Here is a 23521-nt window from a genome sequence, read left to right on the forward strand (position 1 = left end):
CTGAAGTTTGTTAGATCTGCTACACGTTAGCCAAAAACTGAAGCGACTGTCATCCTGAAGGAGCCATAATTCTCCTGCTAAGAACCCCATAAAGTTATTTCTGCTCGTATGGCTTAGCGCCTTTTTGCTTTAATAAAGCAGCAATTTCTGGCTGGTTTGTGGCGATCGCGTGATCCAGAACGGAGTAATAGCCATATCTCAACCGATCAGGTTCCACAAAAGTTTCGCGACTCGCTGCATCAACTCTTGCCCCCTGCGCTAGTAGAAGTTTCACGATTGGTAATGAGCCTCGCCGCACTGCAAACATCAGCGGAGTCCGCCCCAAATGATGGATAGGATTGACATTGACTTTTTCAGACAGCAGTCGTTGCACGATCGCAGGATTACCCCGCCAAGCGGCATAGTGCAGTGCATTCTCTCCATAGGCATTAGCTGCTTTTGCATTCGCACCTTGTTGCAGTAACAGTTCCACCAGTTTTTCATTGCCGTGTCCTGCGGCGACCATCAGCACTGTTGTCCCATTGGCGCGATCGCGATCATTCGGATTGGCCCCTCCTTTGAGGATGAATCGGATTGTTTCCATACCCTGATCGCTGACTTGAGGAAACCGATCTATGTGGCTAGTCCAATCTAGAAAGCTAATGTATGAGTTGCTGAATAAGGCTTCTTGCAAAATAGAATCTGTATTACCATCTTGCTGATTTGGGTCTGCACCGTGCTTTAACAACAATTGCACCAGCGGATCATTTCCTGTACGTACAGCTTGGCGCAGAGGTGAAACACCGTCATTAGCATTAGGGTCTGCGCCCCGCTTAATCATGAGTTGAATCAGCTCTGGCTGATTGGTCTGAACAGCTCTCAGCATTAATTCAGAGCGCTCAATGTCTTGAGCCGGTACAGACTTTAATAACCGTTTGGCTTGGGCAAAATCTTTGTTAAAGAAAGCAGCCTCTAACGCTTCTATTGGGGTCAGAGTAGGCTGTTGCTTCAATTGTGAAGTAGCTTTCGGTTGACTAGGTGGAGTAAATGAAACTCGATAGCCACAAGCTGCGAGTAGAGTAGCCAGAGCGATCGCTACACTATTCTTACTAAGACATCGATTTATCTTTTTTCTGGGAATTCTATCTGGCATAAACATCGTTCTCAGGCTGCATGAAAATTAGCCAGTCGCCTCAAGAGCTGATCATTTATCATCGACAACCAGGGAGATGGATGATCGCGATCGCTTGTTTGGCAGTTGGTGTAGCAGCAGCGCTTAAAACCAGCATTATTTCAGAGATCTCCTGTCAACGAACTGCAACACTATCAAACTGTACTCTTACCTATCGCTCATTGAACGGGCTTACTTCAGAAAGCGGTATCCAAGTCGAATCCGTTTATAAATCGCCTATCTGTGTACCTCCTCAGATTGGCTGGACAGACTGCTTTGGTGAAGTAAATGTATTAGAAACTCAGCGGGGTAAAGTTTATGTTTTGGGAATGGAAGCCGATCTCCTAGCTGATGTTGTGAATCAATTTATCAGCCAGTCTAATTCGTCTTCGTTACAGCTTGAGATTTATGGTTGGTCGTTGAACCATCCTCCTTATAATCTTGTATTTTTTATTCTGCCCTTTGTCATGTTTATTCTGCTGTCCGATTGTTTAAGGCAGGAAAAAATTTACAGGTGCCAGTTTAATAAATCGAGCGGTTGGGTGACGATTTCCTGCACACAGTTTTACGGCACAAAGGTAGTCATCACAGAGCTTCCCATCGCAGACATTCAAACAGTTGATCTACGTTGGTTTATCACCAATTGCCTACTTCTAAAACTAAAGTCAGGCAAACAGGTGCGAGTTGCGGAATTTCTTTGGATACCCTTTCAGACAAAGCGATCGCTCGAAAAAGGCCGCCAGGTAATCACGGAGTTCCTTCAGTGAGAATTTTGAAACAAACTTATCAAGAACTTGTGCTCTGCCATCGGCAAACAGGTCGCTGGTTGGCCGCAGGTAGCTGGCTGTTACTCTGCGTAGGAGCGATCGTCGGGTTTAGTTTTAAGCCAGAAATTGTTTGTCCAGGTGGCACCCAAACTCCAAGCTGTAGATTAACGTACCGCTCATTTACAGGTTTAGCACTAGAACGAGACATTCAATTAAAAGCGGCTCGCTCCGAAAGCATCTGTGGGTTTAGCCGCACGCAAAAATCTAGTTGTAATGGCTCTACCGTGATCTTAACGACCGATGTGGGAGACATCTCTTTTCCAGATGACTATCTCCGCTTTCAAAAGAAAAGAGCGAATCAATTTATTCAAAATCCCAGCAAGATCTCATTTCAGATTCAGTCAGGAGTTTTGCCCGTCATAGATCGGCCATTTCTCTTTGTGCTTGGGTGCATGGTTATTGCTGTAATATTGCGGGCGGTAGATACGTCGCTGGCAAAAGAAGAAATTTATACTGTGAGATTTAATAAGACGAAAGATTGGTCTACGGTGACGCGCAGACAGCGCTCTGGTAAACCCCCAATTGCAGTGACTGAGTTTCCAATCTCGGCGATCGCATCTGTGAATGTAGGTCGAGATTATCTTGCTCTAACGCTAAAATCTGGGCGGGAAGTTCGGCTTGCTGCTGCAATTTGGGGCAAAAAAACTATGATAGAGCCTATCGGTGAATCTCCGGTAGAAGTGAATCAAGCTTTTAACGAAACTCAGAAGGAGATCTCCGCCTTTCTGCAAATTTGAGCAGAAGTAACCGATCGCCCGAATTGTGCTCAGACCTCCAAAGCCACTCAAAGATAACGGGCAACTTGGACTGTGATTTCATTTAGAGGCTTCTGAGGTAATCGATTCGCCTTCAAAACACGGCTGAAGTTGACTGATGCTCCAGCTTGTAATGCCCCAGGAATTTCCAGCGGCAAAATTCCTTTGTAGAGAACCTCCTGGCTTTGCTGATCTACCAGTTTGTATTCCACTAAAACCAGAGGGATAGGCTGATTATTGCGATTCGTCACGCTACCTGACACGGCAATCAAGCCATTGCCTGTAGGCTCAACCCGCAAATTGGAGAACATCAGTGGTGTCAGTCCAGATGCGGCAGGCGATCGCGGGCAAACTGAGCCATTTAAGTCAACCACTGCTCCTGCGGAATTCAGCATCCAGCAGCCCTCATACTCTTGAGCGATCGCTGGTTGGCCAAAGCAGCCGATTTCTACTAACAGCAAAGCTAAAACAAGTAACAAACGTAAAAAAGTCAGCATGGCAGGATTTCAATAGTCGCGATCGCAGCCCACTACTACAGTGGCAACTTTAATCTAACCTGGGTCGCAACTGAGCTTGCGGATGGAAAGATTCTGCGCTGCTAAACGGAAGGCGGTATAGGATTCAAGAGCATATTCGAGTAAATGAAAGAAAAGTAGCATTTCTGGGTATTTTAGTAGCAGTAAGTTGCCCCCTTCGACAGGTTCGCTAGTTTAAGACCCATAGGGAGACACTTCCAGCTATGCCAGAGACAGATTCATCAATTGTTGATTTGACTGACGTTCAAGGAATTGTTGCTCAAGCCAGTGAGCTATTTAACCTCATTGACTCTGACAACGCCTTTGGTAGCATTACCTTTCCATCTATCCTGGACCGTGCCAGCAGCATTTCTCAGTTCGTACGCTCTCTAGCAGCAGGTCAAAAAGATACAACAGGTGCATCATTTGAGGAGCAGCTTGAATCTGCTGAAACCATTCTGACAGCACTTCAGTCTAGTCTAGGTGGCCTAGTTGACCTTAACAAACTTGCTGATTTGCTCAAAGACATAGACAGTGCTAACTCGAAGATCAACATTCCCATCGAGAACGCTGGCTTTGAAGACCCAGCTCAGGAAGACTTTACCTTTACCGTTGAGCCACCGCCTGGTTGGGACGTTTACGACCCCAATGACATTATTCCTGATGTAACAACTGACGACTCTTCGGCAACGGGTGTCTTTAACCCCTCCCTCAACAATTACCCTGGTGGCGTTCCAGAGGGAGATAATGTTGGCTATAGCTTCTTAGTTGATCCTGTGGGGAGTGGAGAGGCAGGGTTAAGCCAAACTCTCGATACGCTGCTTGCTCCCAACACTCGTTATACTCTTTCGGTTGCGGTTGGTAATCCCACTGGTGATGATCCAGTTCCAGGAATTTCCTTCCCAGGCTTCTCAGGCTACCGCGTTGAGTTGCTAGCAGGTGGGCAAGTTTTGGCAGTGGATGACAATTCTCTGCATATTCCAGAAGGAGAATTCAAAACTTCCAAGATTACTTACACCTCTTCTGCCACTGATACGGTGATCGGTCAATCCTTAGAAATTCGCCTGATCAACTTGTTGCAGGGACCAGGGATTGAGGTTGATTTTGACGATGTGCGATTGACGGCCAAAGCGCTTCCTGTAGGCAGTAAAAGCTCCCACAACTTGAGCGAGGAACATGGCAGCCTCCTCAATCCGCTGCATCCGTCCTCTAACTTGACCCTCCCTTTAGGAGCCGTTGATAGTTCTAGTTTGCTTGGCTAATTCTGCTTGAGATGAGCGATCGCATCTCTCTCATCTCTTTTTGCCAGAGAATTAGAGATACCTGTAGGGGCGAACGGTGGTTCGCCCTCATAACTCCTAGAGCCGTAGTTGATCCAGCAATGTCTTGACTTGGTGGGGGAAGACGAGAGTATTGGCACATAAAATCCCGGAAGCGGCAACTGCGGGGACACCAATTCCTGGACTCGTGCTGTCTCCTACTCGATACAAGCCTGCGATCGGAGTTTGGGGTCCAGGAAACATGCCTTGTCCAGCGGCGATCGCAGGGCCATAAGTGCCTTGGTAGCGGCGCAAGTAATGGGCATGGGTGAGAGGAGTACCAATTAGTTCAACCACAATGTGATCGCGCAGATCTGGAATGACCCGTTCTAGGGCACGAAAGAGAGTTTGAGCTTTCTCTCTTTTGCGAGTTTCGTACTCTCCATCTCGTTGCCAGCCTGCAAAAGGTTCTAATGTGTAGGCATGAACCACATGATGACCCGCCGGAGCCAAGTTAGCATCCCACACGGATGGAATGGAGATCATGCAGGTGTTGCCCGGAACGGTGATATCTTGCTCAGAGCTATGCACCACCACATGATGTCCGGTGAGAGCTTCTAGACCATCGGCTCGGATACCGAGGTGTAAGTGCATGAAGCTTTCTACTGCTGGTGTGGCGATCGCTTCCTCACGATAGGCCGTAGGCAAATCCTCTAGCTTGAGTAGCTTGGTGTAGGTATCCCAAAGCGTGGCGTTAGAAACCACAACCGGAGCTTTGACGCTTTCACCGTTACGCAGTTGCACTCCTACGGCTTTGCCGTTCTCAACCAAAATTTGCTCCACGTGAGTTTTGAGCCGCAGTTTGCCGCCCCAACGCTCTAAGCCTCGAATTAGCGCTTGGACGATCGCCCCGCTGCCACCCACAGGGTAATCAATCACCGATCGCGATCGCTCTCCCAGCATAAATGCCACCTCTGGGGCGATCGTGCCTGCTGCTTTCAGTCCTGACAGCAAAAAACACTCCAAATCAATTAACCGCCGCACCCAAGGATCTCGCACCGTTTGATCCATAATTTTGCCGACTGAACTTTGAATCATGCCTAGCTGCGGCAATAACTTGATCAAAGCGGGAAGGTAACGGGTAGCTAGGATGGGTCCAATTTGCCAATCAGCTCGCAGGGCGATCGCTGGAATGCCCCGCAAGGCTTCGTAGAGAGCTAACAATCTGCGTTCAAATTGGGCAAGTTCTTGAGCGCCTTGAGGAGTAATGTGGGCCACGGCGGCTCGATAGCGTTCAGGATTGCAATACGCCGGAAATGTGCCTTCAGGGAGGTGGTAGTGACCCAGCGGATCATAAGCGATCGCCTCTACCCTCTCTTCCAAGACATCCAAAACTTGGCGTAGCGGGTTCAAACTGTTGGGGTCGCTCAAGCCTGCATAAAATGATGGGCCTGCATCAAAGTGAAAGCCTTGATAGGTAAAGCTCTGAGCTGCTCCCCCTGGCAGATTATGGCTTTCGCAAACCAGCACTCGCTTGCCATAGCGTGCCAAAAGAGCCGCAGCAGTCAGGCCACCAATCCCGCTGCCAATCACAATCACATCAAAATCTTGAGCTTCAGAACCTTGCATGTAATTTTCTTGAGAGAACAGACATCAACCAGTAGAGAGACGAGCTAAGCGCGATCGCTAGGCTAAGGTTAGTCACCGCAGCACTCTGACAGAGATTTGATGATTGGGGAATCGGGAAATTTTGCGACCACCCATCAAGGCTTCTGTGAACAATTACTAGCAAGAGAACGCATATAGGACCCAACTTGCTATGAACATATTATCGACTGAAGAATTAAAAACCTTAGTAGAACAAACCCAAGGTGTGTGTGTTTCGCTATACATGCCGATGGTTCGCCTCGGCTCTGAAACTCAGCAAAACCCCATTCGCTTTAAAAACTTGATTCGGCAAGCAGAGGAACAACTAGCTAACCAGGGTATGCGCTCTACCGAAGCTGTAGATCTGCTCAAACCGGCTCATGACCTTGATCATGAGGACTTCTGGCAGCACCAAAGCGACGGATTAGCTATTTTTATCGCCAATGGTGTGTTTCGGTACTATCGTCTACCGACTAGCTTTAATGAGTTGGTAGTCGTCACCGATCGCTTCCACATCAAACCCCTACTGCCCTTCTTGACGGGCGATGGAAAATTCTATCTGTTGACCCTGAGCCAAGAAGATGAAGTGAAATTCTTTGAGGGCAGCCGCTTCAGTCTTCAAGAACTTGAGGTAGAAAATATGCCCAAAACCTTGAATGAGGCGCTGCATTATGATGGGCCAGATCAGGGAGTTGAGCAGCGAATTGCAACTTCTCGGGGTGGCACCAACAATTCATTCCAGCAACCGGGGACTTTCCACGGTCAGGGCAACGATGGGGCAAAGCAAAATGATATTCTGCAATTTTTCCATCGCTTAGATGAAAGCTTGCATGACACGTTGCGGAATCAAAAAGCGCCCTTGATTTTAGCAGGGGTGGAATATTTCCTGCCGCTCTATCGCGAAGCCAATACCTACCCTCACTTGCTGGAAGAAGGGATTAATGGCAACCAAAAAATCTCTCACTCCGAAGAACTCCATGCCGCTGCTTGGCAGATTGTAGAACCTCTCTTTCAGCAAGCCCAACAGCAAGCAGTGGAGCGCTACCGGGAGCTGAACGGCACTGGCAAGAATTCTCACGATCTGAAAGAGGCAGTTTCTGCGGTTTACTACGGGCGGGTGGAACAACTGTTTGTCGCGGTGGGTGTGCAACAGTGGGGCACCTTTGATCCTGATGCCAACCAGATCCAAGTTCACACCGATGCCCAACCTGGAGATGAAGATTTGCTAGATTCGGCGGCAATTCAGACTCTCCTAAATGGTGGGACAGTCTACGCCGTTGAACCAGATCAAGTCCCTGAAGAAGCACCTTTAGCCGCTGTCTTCCGCTATTAATTAGCAGGAACTCACGAGCTTTAGAAGGAACTACAATCTGCTTCTAGAATTTGTCAGTCTCCCAGGGAAGCCTCAACATTAGGCTCCTTGGGAGACACATGATAAAACCGCAGATGATCGTTACAGCTATCGTCATAAACAAATCAACCATAGGCACCTGTGGGCAAAAATCCTAAGAGTCGCTTTAGGCGTGGATCTGCTTCTTTATAACAATGACTAGGCATCTGGTAATTCATGAATGACCCATACTTGTGTCCGATTAAGCGCTTGGCATAAGTCACTTGTGTAATGTAGCGATTCACCGCCGAAGAGTTCCGCGAGCCACGGTGCCAAACCTGATTATTGAAGCACACCGCCGATCCCATCGCTCCTAAGCAATGCTGGATAGAACCTTCGTAGCCCGTAATATCACCATTACAAAACCTATCAAATAGATGAGAACCGGGAATGACTTGAGTAGGTCCGTTTTCTGGAGAAAGCACATCTGTCAGGTAATAATTGACGGTGAATGCCAAAACATTCAAACGGAGGTTAGTCAAGGGTTTGCCATCTAGAGAGAGCATATGTGGCGTATCATCTTGATGCCACACATTGTTTCCTAAACCATCTGTTCCAGCAGGGATTTTGAACGAGTTGTTGTGAATGACATGGACAGTATTGGCATTGGGAATACCATCACTGATTGCATAACCTAGCCCATTTGCCCCACCGATGAGATGTTCGGCAAAAGTTGCGATTGGTTCCAGAGCAAATAGATCGAGGTTAGCTTTGGATTGCTCAAACATCCGCATCATAATCGTTCTAGAGCAGTGATAGTTGTCTCCCTCAGCTTGTTTCAGAGCCGTATCCAAATCATTCCTCAGTAACCTACATTGCTCTGGCGATAGGACATTGGGAATGACTAGAAAGCCATTGGTATGAAAATAGTCAATCCACTGCTCTAGCTGCGCTGCGGTGGGCTGTCCCATCGTTAAATATTCTGCCATTGCCTTAAACCTTCCCACAAAGTCTGATTTTGCTCATTGGTGCCGATTGTGATCCGCAGCTTATCCTTTAGGCCAGATTGATGGAAATAACGTATCCAAATGTCTTGTTCCTTTAGCGCCAGAAAAATCTGCTCAGCGTTTTTCTCAGGCGGCTCTACTAATAAGAAATTAGTTTGAGAATTCCACACCCGGAAACCCAAGTGCCGCAAATCCTGAGCAAGCTTGGTTCGAGATGCTTTGACTTTAGCGACACAAGACTCTTTATGGGCTTGGTCTCGCATCGCTGCCGCACCCACTAGTGCAGCGATCGCGTCAATGTTGTAGCTATCTTTCACCTTCAATAATCCCTGCAACAGTTGAGGCTGAGCAATGCCAAAGCCAAGCCGCAGCCCTGCTAAAGAGTATCCCTTAGAAAGGGTACGGAGGATAATCACGTTCTCAAACTCTTGTACCAGGGGCAATGCTGCCTCTTCAGCAAAGTCTACGTAGGCTTCGTCAATCACCAATACTCCGGTTAGTCTAGCGGCTAACTCCCGCAACTCAGCGATCGCCACTCCATACCCAAAGGGGCTATTGGGTGCAGTAATGAAGGTTACGGCTCCATTAGCTGCGACCAAGGACTCAATTGGCAAATGCCCATCTGCTGGATCAGCAACTTCAATGCGAGCGGCGGGTTGGATCTCCGTTAACAAGGGATACAGCATGTATGTGGGGGTAGGGTAAACCACTTGGCGTCTGCCTTCAGCACAAGCTCGCACGACTACATGCAGCAGTTCGTCACAGCCGTTACCCACAATGATCCATTCAAGGGGAATCTGGAGTACTGCTGCGATCGCTTGCCGCAACTCATTGGCATTAGCATCCGGATAACGCCGCAAGTACTCCAAATCTAGGTTTTGCAGAACGGCACGAATGGTGGGTGAAGGGGGATAAGGATTTTCGTTGCTATTGAGTTTAATGCTGGGGCTGCCAGGTTTAAGGTAGTGGCTAGGGGTATGGCCTGTCATGGCCTCAACATTCGGGCGGAAATAACTAGACATGGCTGTACAGCATTTAGACTGGTCGCAAATAGAACACCCTCAAGTTTAGATGTTCCAGTTGCCCAACTGTCTGCCAATGAATCCGCCAATGAAAAACCCCTGGGCGTCTTTCCGTGTTTCGACTCCAGGGGTTCTTCAGTTCTGACTTTGCTCCTCACACATTTATATCATCGTGCTAAATCGGTAGAAACGGTATCTGCCTTATGACAGATTTCCAACTGGCTCACTACACAGTTCGTTCTAAAGTCATCCTATCAATCGCTCAGCTCGCCTGGAGCAGGACAAACAAAGCTGACAAGCTGCTGGGTTTGAGGATGGGTAAAGGCTAGTTGATAAGCATGAAGATGATAGCCACAATCTCCAGGTACGGGTAATTTCTCGGTCTCTGTTGCGGGTGGGCATTGTGGGACACCTCCCACATCGTAAAGCGGATCGCCTACCAGCGGATAGCCGACAGACGCAAGGTGAATCCGGATTTGGTGAGGTCGTCCAGTCTGAATAGTTACTTCCAGCAGCGTGCTAGCGGCGTTGCGTTTAATCACTCGACAGTCACTATGAGCGAATAATCCATCTGGCGTGGCCCCATAGATGTACCCTAAAACCGGATGCGGAATTTTGCCGATGGGTTGGGTAATGGTGAAGTGAGGCTCCAGATTTGGAGCAGGGCCAATCAAAGCTCGATAAACTTTATGAATTTGGCGATCGCGCATTTGCTGGCTCAAACTAGCTCTAGCTAAAGGCGATCGCGCAATCAGCATTAAACCTGAGGTGCCTCGGCCCAAGCGATGAATGGGAACGGGTTCTGTTTGGGGATAGCGTTGTTGTAGTTGCCACAGCAAGGTATGTTCCAAAAAGCCGCCGCCCGGTAACACGGGCAGACCAGAAGGCTTTGCGACAATCAGCAAATCTGAATCTTCGTGCAGCACCTCAAAATTCAGCGGCACCTCAGGTTCTTCCCAAGGGGGGCGGTGATAGGTCAAAGATTGTCCGGGTCGTAACTGGGTATTAGCTTCAACCTGTTTGCCGTCTAGCAAAACTTGCCCAGCGGTAATCCGTTCCTGCCATTCTGCTTGACTAGAGTGGCGATAGTGTTGGGTGTAATACTGCAAAACGCTCAAGCCAGCTTTGGCGCGAGTCACTTGTTCTCGATAAACCCAACCCCGATTCATAACCGTTTGGCCTGAGGCTTCCATAAACCAGTCCACCTTAGACTGTACGTCTGACTGTAACAGGCATCAATCATTAGGCATTGTTAGGTAGTAGTCATTAGTAGGCATTGAAGCGATCGCAAATGAAATCAACCGATTTGCAGCGAACCGTTCTCCCACAGACAGTAGACTGCTGACAAGATAGACAGGTAACGTTGGACTCAGCAGTCTAGTCAAGGCAGGGTAGAGCAATGGTGCGATTACAGTTGTGGCAGTGGGTCGTATTAGCACTTCCGATCGTCAGCATTGTTGGTTTTCTGCTCATCGCCGCAGGCGTGCAAATCCATGAATGGCATCTGAACTGGATTTGGGCTGTATTTACTCTCGGTTTGGTCGCTTGGCGGTGGCTGCTGGTGCAGTGGACTCGACCTGCGATCGCCCAGCTAGAAGCAGTGATGGCAGAAATGAGTGCGGAACTAGAATCTTCCTCAGATGTAGCTACTCAGTTGCCTGGAGGTAAAGAAACTGCCAGTACAGCAGAATCAGCTTTCCAAGAAGTTCTGCAAGCTGCCCAAAGCGATCGCCCCATTTGGGAAGATTGGCAAACTTTTTGGAACCGATGTCAAGATTTGGTGGCCGCGATCGCTCACATCTACTACCCAGATGTAAAATATCCCCTACTCAACATCTACGTGCCCCAAGCCTACAGCTTAATTCGGGGTACGGTGGATGACCTCGATCAGTGGATGCAGAAGCTCTCACCAGCCTTGAATCAGGTAACGGTGGGGCAGGCTTACCAGGCTTACGAGGTGTATCGAAAACTGGAACCTTCGGCTCGGAAGCTATGGCAAGTTTTAGGCTGGGCCCAATGGTTTTTGAATCCTGCTGCTGCTTTGGCGAAACAGGCCAGCCAACGCTCTAATAACCAAGCTACCCAGGAACTCCTGGTGAATTTGAGTCAGATGCTCCGGGAAGCAGCGCTGCGAAACTTATGTCGGCAGGCGATCGCGCTTTACAGTGGCGACACCTTACCCACTGCAACCTTCTCTACCGCTACCCCAACTCTCCCGCAAGCCAAAACCCAAACTCTCCGTGATATCCTCTCCCAAACTGAATCGTCGGAAGTGGTGGCACAAAAACCCGTCAATATGTTGTTGGTCGGGCGCACCGGAGCGGGCAAAAGTAGCTTGATCAATACGCTATTTCAAGCTGAGCTAGCCGAAGTAGATGTTTTGCCTAGCACCGACCAAATTCAGAACTACCATTGGCAAGCCCAAACAGGTGAAACTCTAACGCTGTGGGATACACCAGGATATGAGCAGATTAATCGGGCTGAGTTACGCGAGCAAGTACTGGACTATGCCACGACAGCGGATCTACTCCTGCTGATTACGCCTGCTCTCGATCCAGCTTTGCAAATGGATGTGGACTTCCTGAAGGAGATCAAAACAGAGATCGCAGACTTACCTGTGATTGTGATTGTCTCCCAAGTCGATCGCCTACGTCCAATGCGTGAGTGGACACCACCCTACGACTGGCAATGGGGAGAACGCCCTAAGGAAAAGGCGATCCGAGAAGCCACGCAGTATCGCTCTGAGCTACTAGGAGAGTTTTGCGATCGGGTGCTTCCGGTTGTAACTAAAGATAGCAAAACCAACAGAAATCCTTGGAACGTTGATGCGCTCTCAATGGGGTTGGTAGAAGCGATCGCCCCTGCGAAGCAACTGCGTTTGGCCCGTTTTCTGCGCGATCGCGAAGCTCGTACAGTGGCAGCAGCCAAAATTATTGACCAGTACACCTTCCAAATGGCAACGACTCAAGGACTCACCGCGTTACTCAAAAGTCCAGTCCTCCAGTTTGTCTCCACCATGACCACCGGATCTCCTGCCCTAGCCCAGTTGCTCATGCAAAAGATTCCAGTTGAGCAGTTGCCTGTAGTAGTCGGTAAGTTACAGATGGCTTATGATTTATTCTCGCTATTGGGTACAGAAGACACCAAAACTCGCAATTTTGATTTGCTCACCCTCTGGCCTTTGTTACTAGACAATTCTGCCTCTCCAGAGCGAAATGCTTGGGCTTTTGGTCACGCCTTAGTGGAGTACTGGGCCCAGCATCTCACTGTAGAACAGCTCCGAGAGCGCCTTGAATTCTATCTGCAACAGATTTGAACTGGCTGCATCAACGATTAAGAGGGGGGTGAAGCGAAGCGCAACGCACCCCTCTACAATCCTACTTCTGGAGGGGGTCTGGGGGACGCAGCCGTCCCTCAGCGGGGGTTTGGGGGCAGGTGCCCCCAAAGGTTCGGCATCTAACTCAAAAAAGGATTACCAGAGACCCGGAACACCAGCGCTACCGTCATCAGTTGTCGCACCTGTAGTAGGGCTAGACTGCTCAGCATCTTGAGTGACACCAGGAGAAGTTTGGCTTGGCTGAGTAGTAGTAGAGCGCTGAATTTGAGTTTCGCTCTCGGTAGTACGCCGAATCGTGGTGCCAGACTCGCCTGTGGTCTCTGCACCGGAACCACTAGGAGATTGCATTCGCTCCATTGTGGAGCCACCTGTAGGCTCATCGGTGGGAGTTGCTTCCTGGGTATTCACCGAACCGCCACTTGAGTTATTAGATTCACCTGTGGTCTCTGTACTAGAACCACCAGGAGATTGCATTTGCTCCATTGTGGAGCCACCTGTAGGCTCATCAGTGGGAGTTGCTTCCTGGGTATTCACCGAGCCGCCAGTTGAACCACCAGTAGATTGACCTACAGAAGGAGCGCTGCGATTGTAGGGAGCCTCGTTAAAAATACTAGGGCTAGGGTTAACTTGGGCAGCAGCAGGGAAACCCACTAAAGCAGTCGCACCAACCACACCTGTCAGAATTGCCAGAGTTTTGCTCAAATACTTGTGTCCGTTCATCTGTATCTCCTCTACCTTTGTACTAAAAAGTGAATTAGGACTTAATTGCTTTTGAATGGATGTTTTGGTTTTCTGGTGCCAATGCAGCTCATGGCGACCCCAATATTTACGAAGTGTAAATAGCTTGTGACGACTGTTTGTCTCCCTTCAGACTGATGTTGCTCTATCTCAAGGTTGAGCTTGTTGACAAGAGGCTGAAAACCCGTTAGGTTCTAGCAGAAAATCACGAAAACTTGACTTAAGCTTCCTACCGCTTTAGGGCGTAACTTTGACAGGGGTACCTAAGCTTACTTTTTGGAAAATTTCTTCGACATCTTGGTTGTACATGCGTACACAACCATGCGAAGCTGCCTGACCGACTGATTTTGGATTAGGGGTGCCGTGGAAACCAATCCAATTCTTGCCATTTGTCCAAAAGCCAATCCAGTGCCGACCTAAAGGGTTTTCCGGATCTCCTCCCTTCACTGCTTCACCCGTAAAGGGATGAATCCAAATCGGATTCCGCAGTTTTTGCCGCACCCGCCAAGTTCCAAGGGGAGTTTCCCAACCAGGCTTTCCGACCGCGATCGCATAGCTTTTAACGGCAACATCTCCTTGGTAGAGTGTCACTCGTCGTTTACTGCGGCTGATTTCCAAACGGATGGGCTGCTCAACCGAGGGATTGGCTGGAATAGGGCTTGGGGTTAAGGCTGGTGTTGATGGTGAGGTTGGAGTTAAAACAGGTGTTGGCGTTGGCGTTGATGTTTTTGGTGTTGGTGCTGATTCTAGGCTTGAGGCTGGTAGGGGGGAAGTTATGACATCAGCAGCTTGAGATATTTGAGGGATAGAGACAGGGGCGAGTAAGCTCAACAGCAAAGACAAGCTAGCTGGGCGAGTTAAGTACTTCAACATTGTGCAAAACAAAAGTGGCAGAGAGTTTCCAGCAATTTTTCTGTAATATTTTTCTATAAGTAATGAGATCAGCGATCGCCACCTTTCTGACTGCATCTCTGAGGTACGGTTAAGGACTGCTGTAGATAGAAGCAGGTTGGAAAGTAAATCCGCATCCCTCACAAGCAAGAAATCCCCAGCCTTGCCTCCTGCTTGACTGAGAATTTCTTTTGATTTAAACGAGTTAGAAATTAGCCGCGCGATCGCTCTATCCTAATCACTGAAGTCTCTTTTCTTTCTTTTTTATGCCTAGGATGGCAGCACAATTTTTGGTGATTATTCAGGATTGAGCGATACTTCCAACAGGTGAAAGGGAGGATGGTCAGGATTGGCTTTTTTCAAGAGAGGGAGAGAGACGTTGTAGACCGGAATATTGCTACTGGTGTGCCCCTGCAAATGACCGTTGTGAGCGTGACCATGAAAAGCCGCTGTGACTGAGTAACGAGTTAGAGGCTCCTCCAAACGACTAGAACCTAAGAAGGGAAAGATTTCCGGTGGTTCTCCCTCGACAGTCTCTTGAATTGGGGCGTAGTGCAGAATAGCGACTCGGTGGGGTGTTTCTAAGCGAGCTAAGGCAGCTTCCAGCTTCAGTGCTTCATCCACTGCTTCATGCACAAACCGCTTGATACTTGCTTCTCCCCAAGCTCCTAAGGCTTTAGAGCCAAAGCCACCACCAAACCCTTTTACCCCAGCAAAACCAACTCCTTCAATCTCGCAGGCTTCCCCATCTAGGACTTTAACGCCAGCCTGTTCCAAGATCTCCCTGACTTCATCTTGCTGGCCTGACTCATAGTCATGATTGCCAAATACGGCGATCGCGGGGATTCTAGCTCCGGTCAATTCCTTCACCAAAACATGAGCTTCCTCAGGCAGGCCGTAATCCGTCAAGTCACCACATAACAATAGGATGTCTGCCTGCTCACTAGCTTGGGCAAACAGTGGGTACAACTCTCCCTGAGAGGTTTTGGTGCAGTGAATATCTCCTACGGCGGCTATCCGCACAGTCTGTTTTGCGACAGTATTTTCTGCGATCGCCATCCGTTCCTCTCACTTCAAATCTCTACAACTTCTGCCCCCGATTATGTCGTGGGTAAGGCAGAGTTACCTGTTTCTTCAGGCGCATTTTTTGAGTTGCCAGGAGTGATGATCACGGGATTCAGGATGAGATCATTTCGCTCTCTGGATTGAGGTCATTATTTCGTACTTACGTCAGGGTAGAAAATACTACTGAAATCGCCTAAAGTTTTACCTTATTTATGTTTAGGTATGTAGGTGGTAGTTATTTATAATTTCTATATTCTAGAGAACCACAATGCCGTCCCACGCCTTGCACCTAGCTGATCTCGATCCGCATGTTCGCGACTTTTACTGTCGTTCGCTCCGAGTCTTGCAACAAGCTCAAGTGCCTTTCTTAATTGGCGGCGCTTATGCTTTTGAGCGCTATACAGGGATCGCGCGACCAACAAAAGATTTAGATTTGTTTGTGCACCCGCGAGATGTACAGCGAACTTTTGAGGTGTTTGGGGCGGCGGGATACGAAACAGAACTGTCAGTACGTCATTGGTTAGGCAAAGCTTTCTGTGGTGATAACTTCGTGGACCTGATCTTCAGCTCCGCCAATGGCTGTGCGCCAGTCGATGACGCTTGGTTTGAGCATGCCATCACCGAAGAAGTGTTGGGAATGACGGTACAAATTTGTCCGATTGAGGAAACAATCTGGTCTAAGGCTTATGTCATGGCCCGCGATCGCTTTGATGATGCGGATATTGCCCATCTATTGCTAGCTTGTGGCGATGAAATTAACTGGTCACGCCTGTTGTCTCGGTTTGGTGACCATTGGCGAGTGTTGTTTAGTCACTTAGTTCTATTCGGGTTTATTTATCCCGGAGAGCGATCGCGAGTGCCAGAGGGAGTGATGAATCAGCTCACCCAGCAGTTGCAGCAAGAAACGAACGCCGCACCAATCTCGACTAAGCTATGTCAGGGAACACTATTAGCCCCGTTGCAATATCGACCTGATGTTGAAGAATGGGGTTATAAAGATGCTCGGCTTCATCCTCCCAGCAATCTCTCTCAAGCTGATGTTGAGCAGTGGACAGAGCATTTAATTCAAGAGAAAGAAGCTTAGTTGGCCCAATGCAGCCTAATGCAGCAGTTGTGCCTGGATCTGGGCGACAGCAGCCTCAGTCAAATTAATACATTCCTGATCCCGACTGTGAGCTTCAGACCGGAAAAAGACCAGGACAACTTGCAACTGCTCGATGAGCACAGGCAAACCTAAGCCTGCCTTGGCACCGAAAGCTTTGGCGATCTGATGCCGCAAAAAGTAGGATTCCGACTCGGCAGAAACATCTACCATCCACTCTGGAGTTTGCGAAGCCCAAACTCGTCCGGGTAAGCCTTCCGCAGAATGCAAGACAAACTTTTGGCTACAGGCATGAAAAGACTCCCAATCCAGTTTGCGATCGCGGCTCAACCGAGTCTGAGTTTGCCATGTTGAACTAATCTGGAGCACTTTGTCATCGATCGCTACCCAAGCCTCGCCATACTCCCAATTCATCGTTTCACAAACCGTTTCGAGCATTGCCGCCAGAACAGAATCAAACTTTGATGAATCGGTCCTTGGGGAAGTAGCCAATGAGGGTGGACAAGCTTCGAGAACTGGTTTTGGCTCGGTCATGGATTAAGGTTTCGCCTCAAGGGTTGAATCAGGACTGCCGCCCTAGGGAATGAATTCTAGTGGGACATTTGTGCTGCCTTATTGTCAGAAATTGACTCAAGATTTTCGGTAGCGAGGCCGACTGTTTGAGAGCAGGTTAGATTAGCGATAGTATTGCTTGCGTGGCTGCGATGCTTAGATCTAGGGTGTTGAAGTCAGGATGGCCTGGTAATCTCTAGGACACTGGGCCTGATTTTGATTAACCTTGAGAAAATAAGCGATCGCCCACCCCGACTCACAGACAAGGACGAGACCAATGAAGCGCCAAAATCAAGACATTTTTGCCCTGGTACCGCGTGGCGGTATTGCCCTCTCTATCCTCCTACTGTCTGTTGGTGTCGCCAATGCTCAACCCACGCGCTCCAAAACATTACTCCCCCTGGACTCCAGCGTAATTGCTCAGCAGTTCGGCACCCGACAGTCGGGCGAACTCATGGCGCAGGTGCCGTCCAACGAAGTCGTCGCAGAGCAGGTGCAGGCGGAAGTCAACCGCACTTTGGGACGTGCCCTGACCTTATTTAATGTCTTGTTGACTGTTCTGATTGTGCTGCTAGGAACCGCGATCGCCACACTCTGGTTTCTGCGCCGCGCTGTGATTAACGAAATTGCTATCCGTGCCAAGGAGCAGATCGAAGAACTGGGCACGCTAGAAGTCCAAGTCACCAAGGCCACGGAAGATGCCAGAGATGTCTTAGATGCGGCAGAAGCGATCGCTGAGCGAGTGGAGCATGAAACTAAGAATCTGCAAAAACGCATGGCCCAAGAGAAAGGGAATCTTGCCGATCTCGCCACCGATTTGACCGAAACTAAATCGCAACTACTAAACGAGCTACAAGCTCAACTGCAAACCGCGAAGCAACGATTAGCTGAATTTGAGTCAGACTTTACGACGCATATTGCCGAGCTGCAATCGGGCAGTCAAGAACGCCAAGCTCGCACTCTAGAGACTTTTGCCACCGCAGAACGCGATTTTGCGGGCCAACTCACCCAACTGCAAGCGATCGCCCAACAGCACAAAGACGCGATCGTGGCTGATTTAGAAGCTGTCAAAGCCGAATTTACGCCCCAAGTCACCGAGCTGCATACGGTAGCCCAGCACCAGCAAGCAGAAGTGCTAGAAAAACTGCACCAATCGGAGCAGCACTTTGTCGGACAGCAAGCAGAAGTGCTAGAAAAATTGCACCAGTCCGAGCAGCAGTTCAGTGGGCAATTGGCACAGTTTGTCGCCACCGCTCAACAACGCCGAGATCTGACGCTGCAAGACCTGGAAACAGTCAAAACCGAACTTACCCCGCAACTCACCGAGCTACACGCCATTGCTCAGCGGCAACAAGAACAAGTTTTGCAAGACTTGCAGCGATCGGCCCAAGGCTTTACGGCTCAACTTACCGACTTGAAAAACACAGTCCACCAGCAAAAAGAGCAGGGTTTAGGCAATCTGGAAACCGTTCGAGCTGACTTTGCCTCCCACTTGGCGCAATTGCAGACGGCGGCACAGCAACAGCAAGAGCAAGTGCTACAAAAACTCCAACAGTGGCAGCAAGACTTTGCCATGCAGCTCACCGATTTACAGGTCAGCTTGCAGCAGCAGCGTGACCAAGGCGTAGGCGACTTAGAAACCGTCCGGGCTGACTTTGCGGCGCAATTGGCACAGTTGCAAACTGGAGCCCAACAACACAAAGACACGATTCTGCAAGATCTGGAGCAGCTCAAATCTGGATTTGGACCTCACTTGGCCGAACTGGAAGCTGCCACCCGCCACGAGCAGGAACAAGTGTTGCAACAATTGCAGCGATCGCAACAGGGCTTTGCCGAGCAATTGGCAGCACTCCAAGCCGCAGTGCAACAACAAAAAGATCAAGGCTTGGGTGACTTAGACCGCGTTCGCTCGGACTTTGCGGCTGATTTAGCCCAACTGCAAGCCAGTGCCCAGCAGCACAAAGAAACGGTCTTCCAAAGTCTGGAGCAACAGAAAACCGATTTTGCGCCTCGTCTGGAACTGCTCTATACCAATGCCCAACGGCAGCAAGAGCAACTGCTACAACAACTTCAAAAGTCGCAGCAGGACTTTGCCAATCAACTGGCAGGACTGCAAACTGCGGTACAACAACAGAAAGATCAAGGCTTAGGCAATCTAGAGCAAGTGCGGGCTGACTTTGCCGCACGATTGGCTCAGTTGCAGCAAGATGCTCAGACCCAAGCGCAACAAAAGAGCGTCCAAATTTTGGGCAACTTGGACCGAGCCGAAACCGAATTTGCCACCCAGTTGGCACGGCTCCAGACTGATACAGGCAGTCATAAAGAGGCCACTGTCCAGAATCTAGAGCAGTTAAAGTCAGAATTTGCCGTCCGCCTGACCGAATTGCAAACTGGGGCGCAGGCTCAGAAAAACCAAATCTTGCAGCAACTCGCAGAGATCTCGCCGCAGCAGATCGCAGAAGGTTTCATGGCAGATATGCAGCAAAAATTGCAAAGCCTGAGCGAACAGATCGCCACCGTGACAGCCGCGCAATCGCAGCTCCAAGCCCTCCGCGACCAAATTACTGCTTTAGAATCTGCGACTCAGCCGCAATTACAGGCTTTCGCCGAGCAAATTACAACCCAAATTACGACGGTACAATCCGAAATTCAACCCCAGTTGCAAACTCTAGCTGAGCAACTCATTACCCTCCAGACCAACCGCCCAGAGCTATTCTTGCGGCCTGATGAATTTGTGGAGCAGGGCAATCGCGCCTTTGAAGCAGAGCGGTATGAAGAAGCGATCGCCGCCTTTGATAAAGTCCTAGAACTCAACCCCAATCATACGGGTGCGATTTACCAACGCGGCTTGGCCTTGAAGGAATTGCAGCAGTACGATGCCGCCTTTGCCGCTTTTGAGAAAGTGGTGCAAACGGAACCCAACAACTACAAGGCGTGGTTGAGCCGTGGCCTAACCCTGGGCCGCTTGAAGCGTTACGAAAACGCGATCGCCTCCTTTGACCATGCCTTGGAGCTAAAGCCCGACTATCACGAAGCTTGGGTCAACCGAGGGGTGGCGCTCGGCACCTTGCAGCAACCCAAAGAAGCGTTCAAGTCATTCGACAAAGCGGTGCAGTACCAACCGGATGACGCTGTAGCTTGGATGAACCGCGGCTTGGCGCTGCTGGAAGTGCAACAGTACGAAGAAGCGATCGCCTCGTTCGATAAGGTGATTGAGCTGAAACCAGAGTCCCCCAAAGCTTGGGATAAGCGCGGTTATGCCCTAGTGCAGCTCGGTCGTGACCCCGAAGCTCTAGAGAGCCTAGACAAAGCTCTGAACCTGCAACCCGACTATGCCAGTGCGGTCTACAACAAAGCCAACTGCTACGCGCTGCAAGGGGAGGTAGACCCAGCCCTCAAACACTTGCAACGCGCGATCGAGCTTGACTCGAAGTACCGGGAAGAAGCCAAAACTGATATTGCCTTCGATCGCCTCTGGGAAGATGAATGGTTCCGCCAGTTGATTGAGGCTTAGATATGACTCAGCAATTACAAACCCTCAACACAACTGCCACCACAGAAATTGGCGGCACTGTGCAGCAGTACCTGTGGTCTTATCAAGGTCAAGAATTTGCGATCGCCTACGAAACCTTAGGACAAGGCGCTCCTGTTTTACTACTGCCTGCATTCAGCACCGTTTCCACGCGAGCAGAAATGGCGGGATTAGCCAAACGCTTAGCTTTCGAGTTTCAAGTTACGGCGATCGATTGGCTGGGGTTTGGAGAGTCGGCTCGTCCGCCAATCAACTACGAACCTACTGTCTATCACCAGTTGCTCCAAGATTTCGTTGGGGCCGTATTTCAGCAACCTATTGCAGTCGTAGCCGCAGGACATGCCGCAGGCTACGCGATGAAGCTGGCCCAGCAGCCTGGAGTTTTGTCTCGCGTGGCTTTGGTCGCCCCCACGTGGCGTGGTCCCTTACCGACAATGGGCGTGCAGCCCAAAGGCGCAGGTGTGGTGAGAGGAACAGTGCGATCGCCTCTTCTGGGTCAAGCATTGTACAAGCTCAACACCACCCCGTCTTTTTTGGCGTTGATGTATCGCCGTCACGTCTATGCTGACCCCGCCAACGTCACCCCAGATTTGGTCGATCGCCGTTGGCACAGCACTCAGCAACCCGGAGCCCGTTTCGCCCCTGCCGCCTTTGTCACCGGAGCCTTAGACCCCGTCCGCGATCGCGCTGATTTCCTAGCTTGGTGCCAACCTCTGCCCACACCGCTGATGGTTGTGATTGGGGAGCAAGCGCCGCCTAAATCCAAGGCAGAAATGGAAGCGATCGCCGCCCTCTCTGGAGTCCAAACCCAAAAACTAACAGGCTCGCTGGGTTTACATGAGGAATATCCTGCTCCACTCGCCGAAGCAATTTTGCCGTTTTTGCGATCGCCAAGTTGACGCCAAAAGCGATCGTTTTTGGGCGGAAAACCTCCAGCAATGGATGGGCTTGGCGACTATAATCAGATTTTGTTCTTGACCTGTTGAGCTAGCTGTGGCGAACAGGTGCACCTAACCCATCGTTAGCTTGGCCGTTACTGATTAACCTATGTCTTCTGAGCAGTCCCGACCCGAAAATCAAGCCAATTCTACCCTAGAAGAAATTCGTGCCAACCGCCTGCAAAAGGTGGAGCAGCTGAAACAAGCGGGACTGACTCCCTATGCCTACCGTTGGGAAGTTACCCATCATGCTGCCGACCTCCAAGCCAAATTCGCTAACTTGCCTGATGGCGCGGAAGATCCTATAGAAGTCGCGATCGCCGGACGAATTTTGGCGCGGCGGGTGTTTGGCAAGCTAGCCTTCTTTGCCTTGCAAGACGAAACTGGCACCATCCAGCTTTATTTAGACAAAAAGAAAATTCAGTCAGGCATGCCAGAAACGCCGGATGCCTTCAACTTGCTGAAGCAACTCACCGATGTAGGCGACATCATTGGCGTGCGCGGCAACATCAAGCGGACCGAAAAAGGTGAGCTGTCTATCTACGTGAGCGAATACGCCATTCTCACCAAGTCACTCTTACCGTTGCCTGACAAGTGGCACGGTTTGACTGATATTGCTAAACGCTATCGCCAGCGCTACGTAGACTTGATCGTTAACCCAGAGGTACGCGAAACCTTTCGGCGACGGGCGTTGATTACCGCAGCCATGCGGCGCTATTTGGATCAACAAGGCTTCATTGAAATAGAAACTCCGGTGCTGCAGAGTGAGGCGGGCGGTGCAGAGGCGCGGCCTTTTGTCACCTACCACAACACCTTGGAGATGGACCTGTACCTGCGGATCGCCACTGAGTTGCACCTGAAGCGGCTGATCGTGGGTGGCTTTGAGAAAGTGTTTGAGTTGGGTCGCGTGTTCCGTAATGAAGGGATTTCCACACGGCACAACCCCGAATTCACTACGATCGAGATTTACCAAGCCTACGTTGACTACAACGACATGATGGCCCTGACCGAGGCGTTAATTACCTATGCGGCTCAGTCGGCCTTAGGCACGCTCCAGATTACCTACCAAGGTGAGGCGATCGATCTGACTCCACCTTGGCGACGGGCCACGATGCACGAGCTAGTGCAAGAGAAAACAGGCATTGACTTCAGCCAATTTCAAACCTTAGACGAAGCTAAAGCAGCAGCACGTCAAGCCAAGATTGGCGGAGTTGATGAGTGTGAATCCATTGGGCACATCCTCAACGAAGCTTTTGAGCAAAAAGTGGAAGCGACGTTGATTCAACCAACGTTTGTGCTCGACTACCCCGTAGAGATTTCACCGCTCGCCAAGCCGCATCGCTCCAAGCCCGGATTAGTTGAGCGCTTTGAGTTGTTTATTGTGGGTCGAGAAACAGGCAATAGCTTCTCGGAGTTAACTGACCCGATCGATCAACGGCAAAGGCTGGAAGCGCAGGCGGCCCGCAAAGCAGCAGGCGATCTGGAAGCCAATGATGTGGATGAAGACTTCCTGACGGCGCTGGAGTATGGCATGCCCCCCACGGGTGGTTTAGGAATCGGTATCGATCGCCTGGTGATGCTGCTGACCGATAGCCCTAGCATTCGAGACGCGATCGCTTTTCCGCTCCTAAAGCCCGAAAGCAGCTTGATTGAAGGGCACAAGTACGATGCTAAAACTCAAACGCTAGAGATCGTTCTGCGTGGCCTTGCTTACAAGTACCAGGATGTACCCGAAGTAGTGTATCAAGGCTTGGAAACCGCCACCTCCAAGGGGCAATACTTTAACGAGCACATCAAGCCCAAGTACACCTGCGAAAAAGTGAGTTAGTCGAAGAGACCTGACCCCCAGCCCCT

Annotated in this window: 19 protein-coding genes; 9 read left to right on the plus strand and 10 right to left on the minus strand. The window is 49.9% G+C overall.

The features are described 5' to 3' along the window. Positions 1-94: 94 nt before the first annotated feature. Positions 95-1132, minus strand: a complete 1038-nt coding sequence (locus H6F90_RS25145; RefSeq protein WP_190554804.1) for an ankyrin repeat domain-containing protein — start codon at positions 1130-1132, stop codon at positions 95-97. A gap of 20 nt (positions 1133-1152) precedes the next feature. Here H6F90_RS25145 and H6F90_RS25150 point away from each other — a divergent pair, with 20 nt between their 5' ends. Together H6F90_RS25150 and H6F90_RS25155 are read left to right on the plus strand one after the other, a co-directional pair. Beyond that, complete coding sequence (locus tag H6F90_RS25150; RefSeq protein WP_190554805.1) at positions 1153-1917, plus strand: hypothetical protein; 765 nt, start codon at positions 1153-1155, stop codon at positions 1915-1917. Beyond that, positions 1914-2714 carry a hypothetical protein gene (locus H6F90_RS25155; protein WP_190554806.1) on the plus strand — a complete coding sequence of 267 codons (801 nt, stop codon included), beginning with the start codon at positions 1914-1916 and terminating at the stop codon, positions 2712-2714. Before H6F90_RS25150 ends, H6F90_RS25155 begins: the two co-directional genes overlap by 4 nt. A gap of 47 nt (positions 2715-2761) precedes the next feature. On the opposite strand, the gene H6F90_RS25160 is transcribed toward H6F90_RS25155, so the two are convergent. Next, entirely contained in the window at positions 2762-3229 is a 468-nt protein-coding gene (locus tag H6F90_RS25160) for a DUF3426 domain-containing protein (RefSeq protein WP_190554807.1), read from the minus strand. A gap of 242 nt (positions 3230-3471) precedes the next feature. On the opposite strand from H6F90_RS25160, the gene H6F90_RS25165 reads away from it, so the two are divergent. Then, on the plus strand, positions 3472-4509 hold the full coding sequence (locus tag H6F90_RS25165; RefSeq protein WP_190554808.1) for a hypothetical protein: 1038 nt from the start codon (positions 3472-3474) through the stop codon (positions 4507-4509). Between the two features lie 96 nt (positions 4510-4605). Here the strand turns inward: H6F90_RS25165 and H6F90_RS25170 are convergent, their stop codons facing one another. Next, positions 4606-6135 carry an NAD(P)/FAD-dependent oxidoreductase gene (locus tag H6F90_RS25170; RefSeq protein WP_190554809.1) on the minus strand — a complete coding sequence of 510 codons (1530 nt, stop codon included), beginning with the start codon at positions 6133-6135 and terminating at the stop codon, positions 4606-4608. A gap of 190 nt (positions 6136-6325) precedes the next feature. On the opposite strand from H6F90_RS25170, the gene H6F90_RS25175 reads away from it, so the two are divergent. Beyond that, complete coding sequence (locus tag H6F90_RS25175; protein WP_190554810.1) at positions 6326-7486, plus strand: hypothetical protein; 1161 nt, start codon at positions 6326-6328, stop codon at positions 7484-7486. 143 nt (positions 7487-7629) lie between these two features. Here the strand turns inward: H6F90_RS25175 and H6F90_RS25180 are convergent, their stop codons facing one another. The 3 genes from H6F90_RS25180 to H6F90_RS25190 all read right to left on the minus strand — a co-directional run bounded on the left by H6F90_RS25180 (position 7630) and on the right by H6F90_RS25190 (position 10705). Next, positions 7630-8472 carry a phytanoyl-CoA dioxygenase family protein gene (locus H6F90_RS25180; RefSeq protein ID WP_190554811.1) on the minus strand — a complete coding sequence of 281 codons (843 nt, stop codon included), beginning with the start codon at positions 8470-8472 and terminating at the stop codon, positions 7630-7632. Beyond that, positions 8457-9512 carry a histidinol-phosphate transaminase gene (gene hisC, locus H6F90_RS25185; protein ID WP_190554812.1) on the minus strand — a complete coding sequence of 352 codons (1056 nt, stop codon included), beginning with the start codon at positions 9510-9512 and terminating at the stop codon, positions 8457-8459. Before hisC ends, H6F90_RS25180 begins: the two co-directional genes overlap by 16 nt. Before the next feature lie 254 nt (positions 9513-9766). Beyond that, positions 9767-10705, minus strand: coding sequence for an RluA family pseudouridine synthase (locus H6F90_RS25190; protein ID WP_242024625.1), 939 nt, complete (start codon positions 10703-10705; stop codon positions 9767-9769). A gap of 206 nt (positions 10706-10911) precedes the next feature. On the opposite strand from H6F90_RS25190, the gene H6F90_RS25195 reads away from it, so the two are divergent. After that, the gene (locus tag H6F90_RS25195; RefSeq protein ID WP_190554813.1) at positions 10912-12828 is read left to right on the plus strand and encodes a GTPase family protein; all 1917 of its coding nucleotides are present in this window, start codon (positions 10912-10914) and stop codon (positions 12826-12828) included. A 156-nt stretch (positions 12829-12984) separates the two neighbouring features. Here H6F90_RS25195 and H6F90_RS25200 read toward each other — a convergent pair whose 3' ends face one another. The 3 genes from H6F90_RS25200 to H6F90_RS25210 form a co-directional block, all read right to left on the minus strand. Continuing rightward, entirely contained in the window at positions 12985-13569 is a 585-nt protein-coding gene (locus tag H6F90_RS25200) for a hypothetical protein (protein ID WP_190554814.1), read from the minus strand. A 255-nt stretch (positions 13570-13824) separates the two neighbouring features. Further along, entirely contained in the window at positions 13825-14460 is a 636-nt protein-coding gene (locus H6F90_RS25205) for a L,D-transpeptidase (protein WP_190554815.1), read from the minus strand. Positions 14461-14775: 315 nt separating this feature from the next. Continuing rightward, positions 14776-15537, minus strand: coding sequence for a metallophosphoesterase (locus H6F90_RS25210; protein ID WP_190554816.1), 762 nt, complete (start codon positions 15535-15537; stop codon positions 14776-14778). Positions 15538-15811: 274 nt separating this feature from the next. Here H6F90_RS25210 and H6F90_RS25215 point away from each other — a divergent pair, with 274 nt between their 5' ends. After that, on the plus strand, positions 15812-16627 hold the full coding sequence (locus H6F90_RS25215) for a nucleotidyltransferase (RefSeq protein WP_190441720.1): 816 nt from the start codon (positions 15812-15814) through the stop codon (positions 16625-16627). A 15-nt stretch (positions 16628-16642) separates the two neighbouring features. Here H6F90_RS25215 and H6F90_RS25220 read toward each other — a convergent pair whose 3' ends face one another. Then, a complete protein-coding gene (locus H6F90_RS25220) occupies positions 16643-17179 on the minus strand; it encodes a GAF domain-containing protein (RefSeq protein ID WP_190554817.1) in 537 nt (178 codons plus the stop codon). A gap of 295 nt (positions 17180-17474) precedes the next feature. On the opposite strand from H6F90_RS25220, the gene H6F90_RS25225 reads away from it, so the two are divergent. The 3 genes from H6F90_RS25225 to lysS all read left to right on the plus strand — a co-directional run bounded on the left by H6F90_RS25225 (position 17475) and on the right by lysS (position 23495). Beyond that, complete coding sequence (locus H6F90_RS25225; protein ID WP_190554818.1) at positions 17475-20711, plus strand: tetratricopeptide repeat protein; 3237 nt, start codon at positions 17475-17477, stop codon at positions 20709-20711. Between the two features lie 2 nt (positions 20712-20713). After that, positions 20714-21628, plus strand: a complete 915-nt coding sequence (locus H6F90_RS25230; RefSeq protein ID WP_190554819.1) for an alpha/beta fold hydrolase — start codon at positions 20714-20716, stop codon at positions 21626-21628. 148 nt (positions 21629-21776) lie between these two features. Then, on the plus strand, positions 21777-23495 hold the full coding sequence (gene lysS, locus H6F90_RS25235) for a lysine--tRNA ligase (RefSeq protein ID WP_190554820.1): 1719 nt from the start codon (positions 21777-21779) through the stop codon (positions 23493-23495). Positions 23496-23521 lie beyond the last annotated feature (26 nt).

Source organism: Trichocoleus sp. FACHB-591 (assembly GCF_014695845.1).
In the GTDB taxonomy this organism is placed as follows: Bacteria; Cyanobacteriota; Cyanobacteriia; order FACHB-46; family FACHB-46; genus Trichocoleus.

Bases quoted from the DNA above. Each gene is read 5' to 3' on its own strand.
- H6F90_RS25145 (WP_190554804.1), bottom strand. From the start codon at position 1,132: ATGCCAGATAGAATTCCCAGAAAAAAGATAAATCGATGTCTTAGTAAG.
- H6F90_RS25150 (WP_190554805.1), top strand. From the start codon at position 1,153: ATGAAAATTAGCCAGTCGCCTCAAGAGCTGATCATTTATCATCGACAA.
- H6F90_RS25160 (WP_190554807.1), bottom strand. From the start codon at position 3,229: ATGCTGACTTTTTTACGTTTGTTACTTGTTTTAGCTTTGCTGTTAGTA.
- H6F90_RS25165 (WP_190554808.1), top strand. From the start codon at position 3,472: ATGCCAGAGACAGATTCATCAATTGTTGATTTGACTGACGTTCAAGGA.
- H6F90_RS25170 (WP_190554809.1), bottom strand. From the start codon at position 6,135: ATGCAAGGTTCTGAAGCTCAAGATTTTGATGTGATTGTGATTGGCAGC.
- H6F90_RS25175 (WP_190554810.1), top strand. From the start codon at position 6,326: ATGAACATATTATCGACTGAAGAATTAAAAACCTTAGTAGAACAAACC.
- H6F90_RS25180 (WP_190554811.1), bottom strand. From the start codon at position 8,472: ATGGCAGAATATTTAACGATGGGACAGCCCACCGCAGCGCAGCTAGAG.
- hisC (WP_190554812.1), bottom strand. From the start codon at position 9,512: ATGTCTAGTTATTTCCGCCCGAATGTTGAGGCCATGACAGGCCATACC.
- H6F90_RS25190 (WP_242024625.1), bottom strand. From the start codon at position 10,705: ATGGAAGCCTCAGGCCAAACGGTTATGAATCGGGGTTGGGTTTATCGA.
- H6F90_RS25195 (WP_190554813.1), top strand. From the start codon at position 10,912: ATGGTGCGATTACAGTTGTGGCAGTGGGTCGTATTAGCACTTCCGATC.
- H6F90_RS25200 (WP_190554814.1), bottom strand. From the start codon at position 13,569: ATGAACGGACACAAGTATTTGAGCAAAACTCTGGCAATTCTGACAGGT.
- H6F90_RS25205 (WP_190554815.1), bottom strand. From the start codon at position 14,460: ATGTTGAAGTACTTAACTCGCCCAGCTAGCTTGTCTTTGCTGTTGAGC.
- H6F90_RS25210 (WP_190554816.1), bottom strand. From the start codon at position 15,537: ATGGCGATCGCAGAAAATACTGTCGCAAAACAGACTGTGCGGATAGCC.
- H6F90_RS25215 (WP_190441720.1), top strand. From the start codon at position 15,812: ATGCCGTCCCACGCCTTGCACCTAGCTGATCTCGATCCGCATGTTCGC.
- H6F90_RS25220 (WP_190554817.1), bottom strand. From the start codon at position 17,179: ATGACCGAGCCAAAACCAGTTCTCGAAGCTTGTCCACCCTCATTGGCT.
- H6F90_RS25225 (WP_190554818.1), top strand. From the start codon at position 17,475: ATGAAGCGCCAAAATCAAGACATTTTTGCCCTGGTACCGCGTGGCGGT.
- H6F90_RS25230 (WP_190554819.1), top strand. From the start codon at position 20,714: ATGACTCAGCAATTACAAACCCTCAACACAACTGCCACCACAGAAATT.
- lysS (WP_190554820.1), top strand. From the start codon at position 21,777: ATGTCTTCTGAGCAGTCCCGACCCGAAAATCAAGCCAATTCTACCCTA.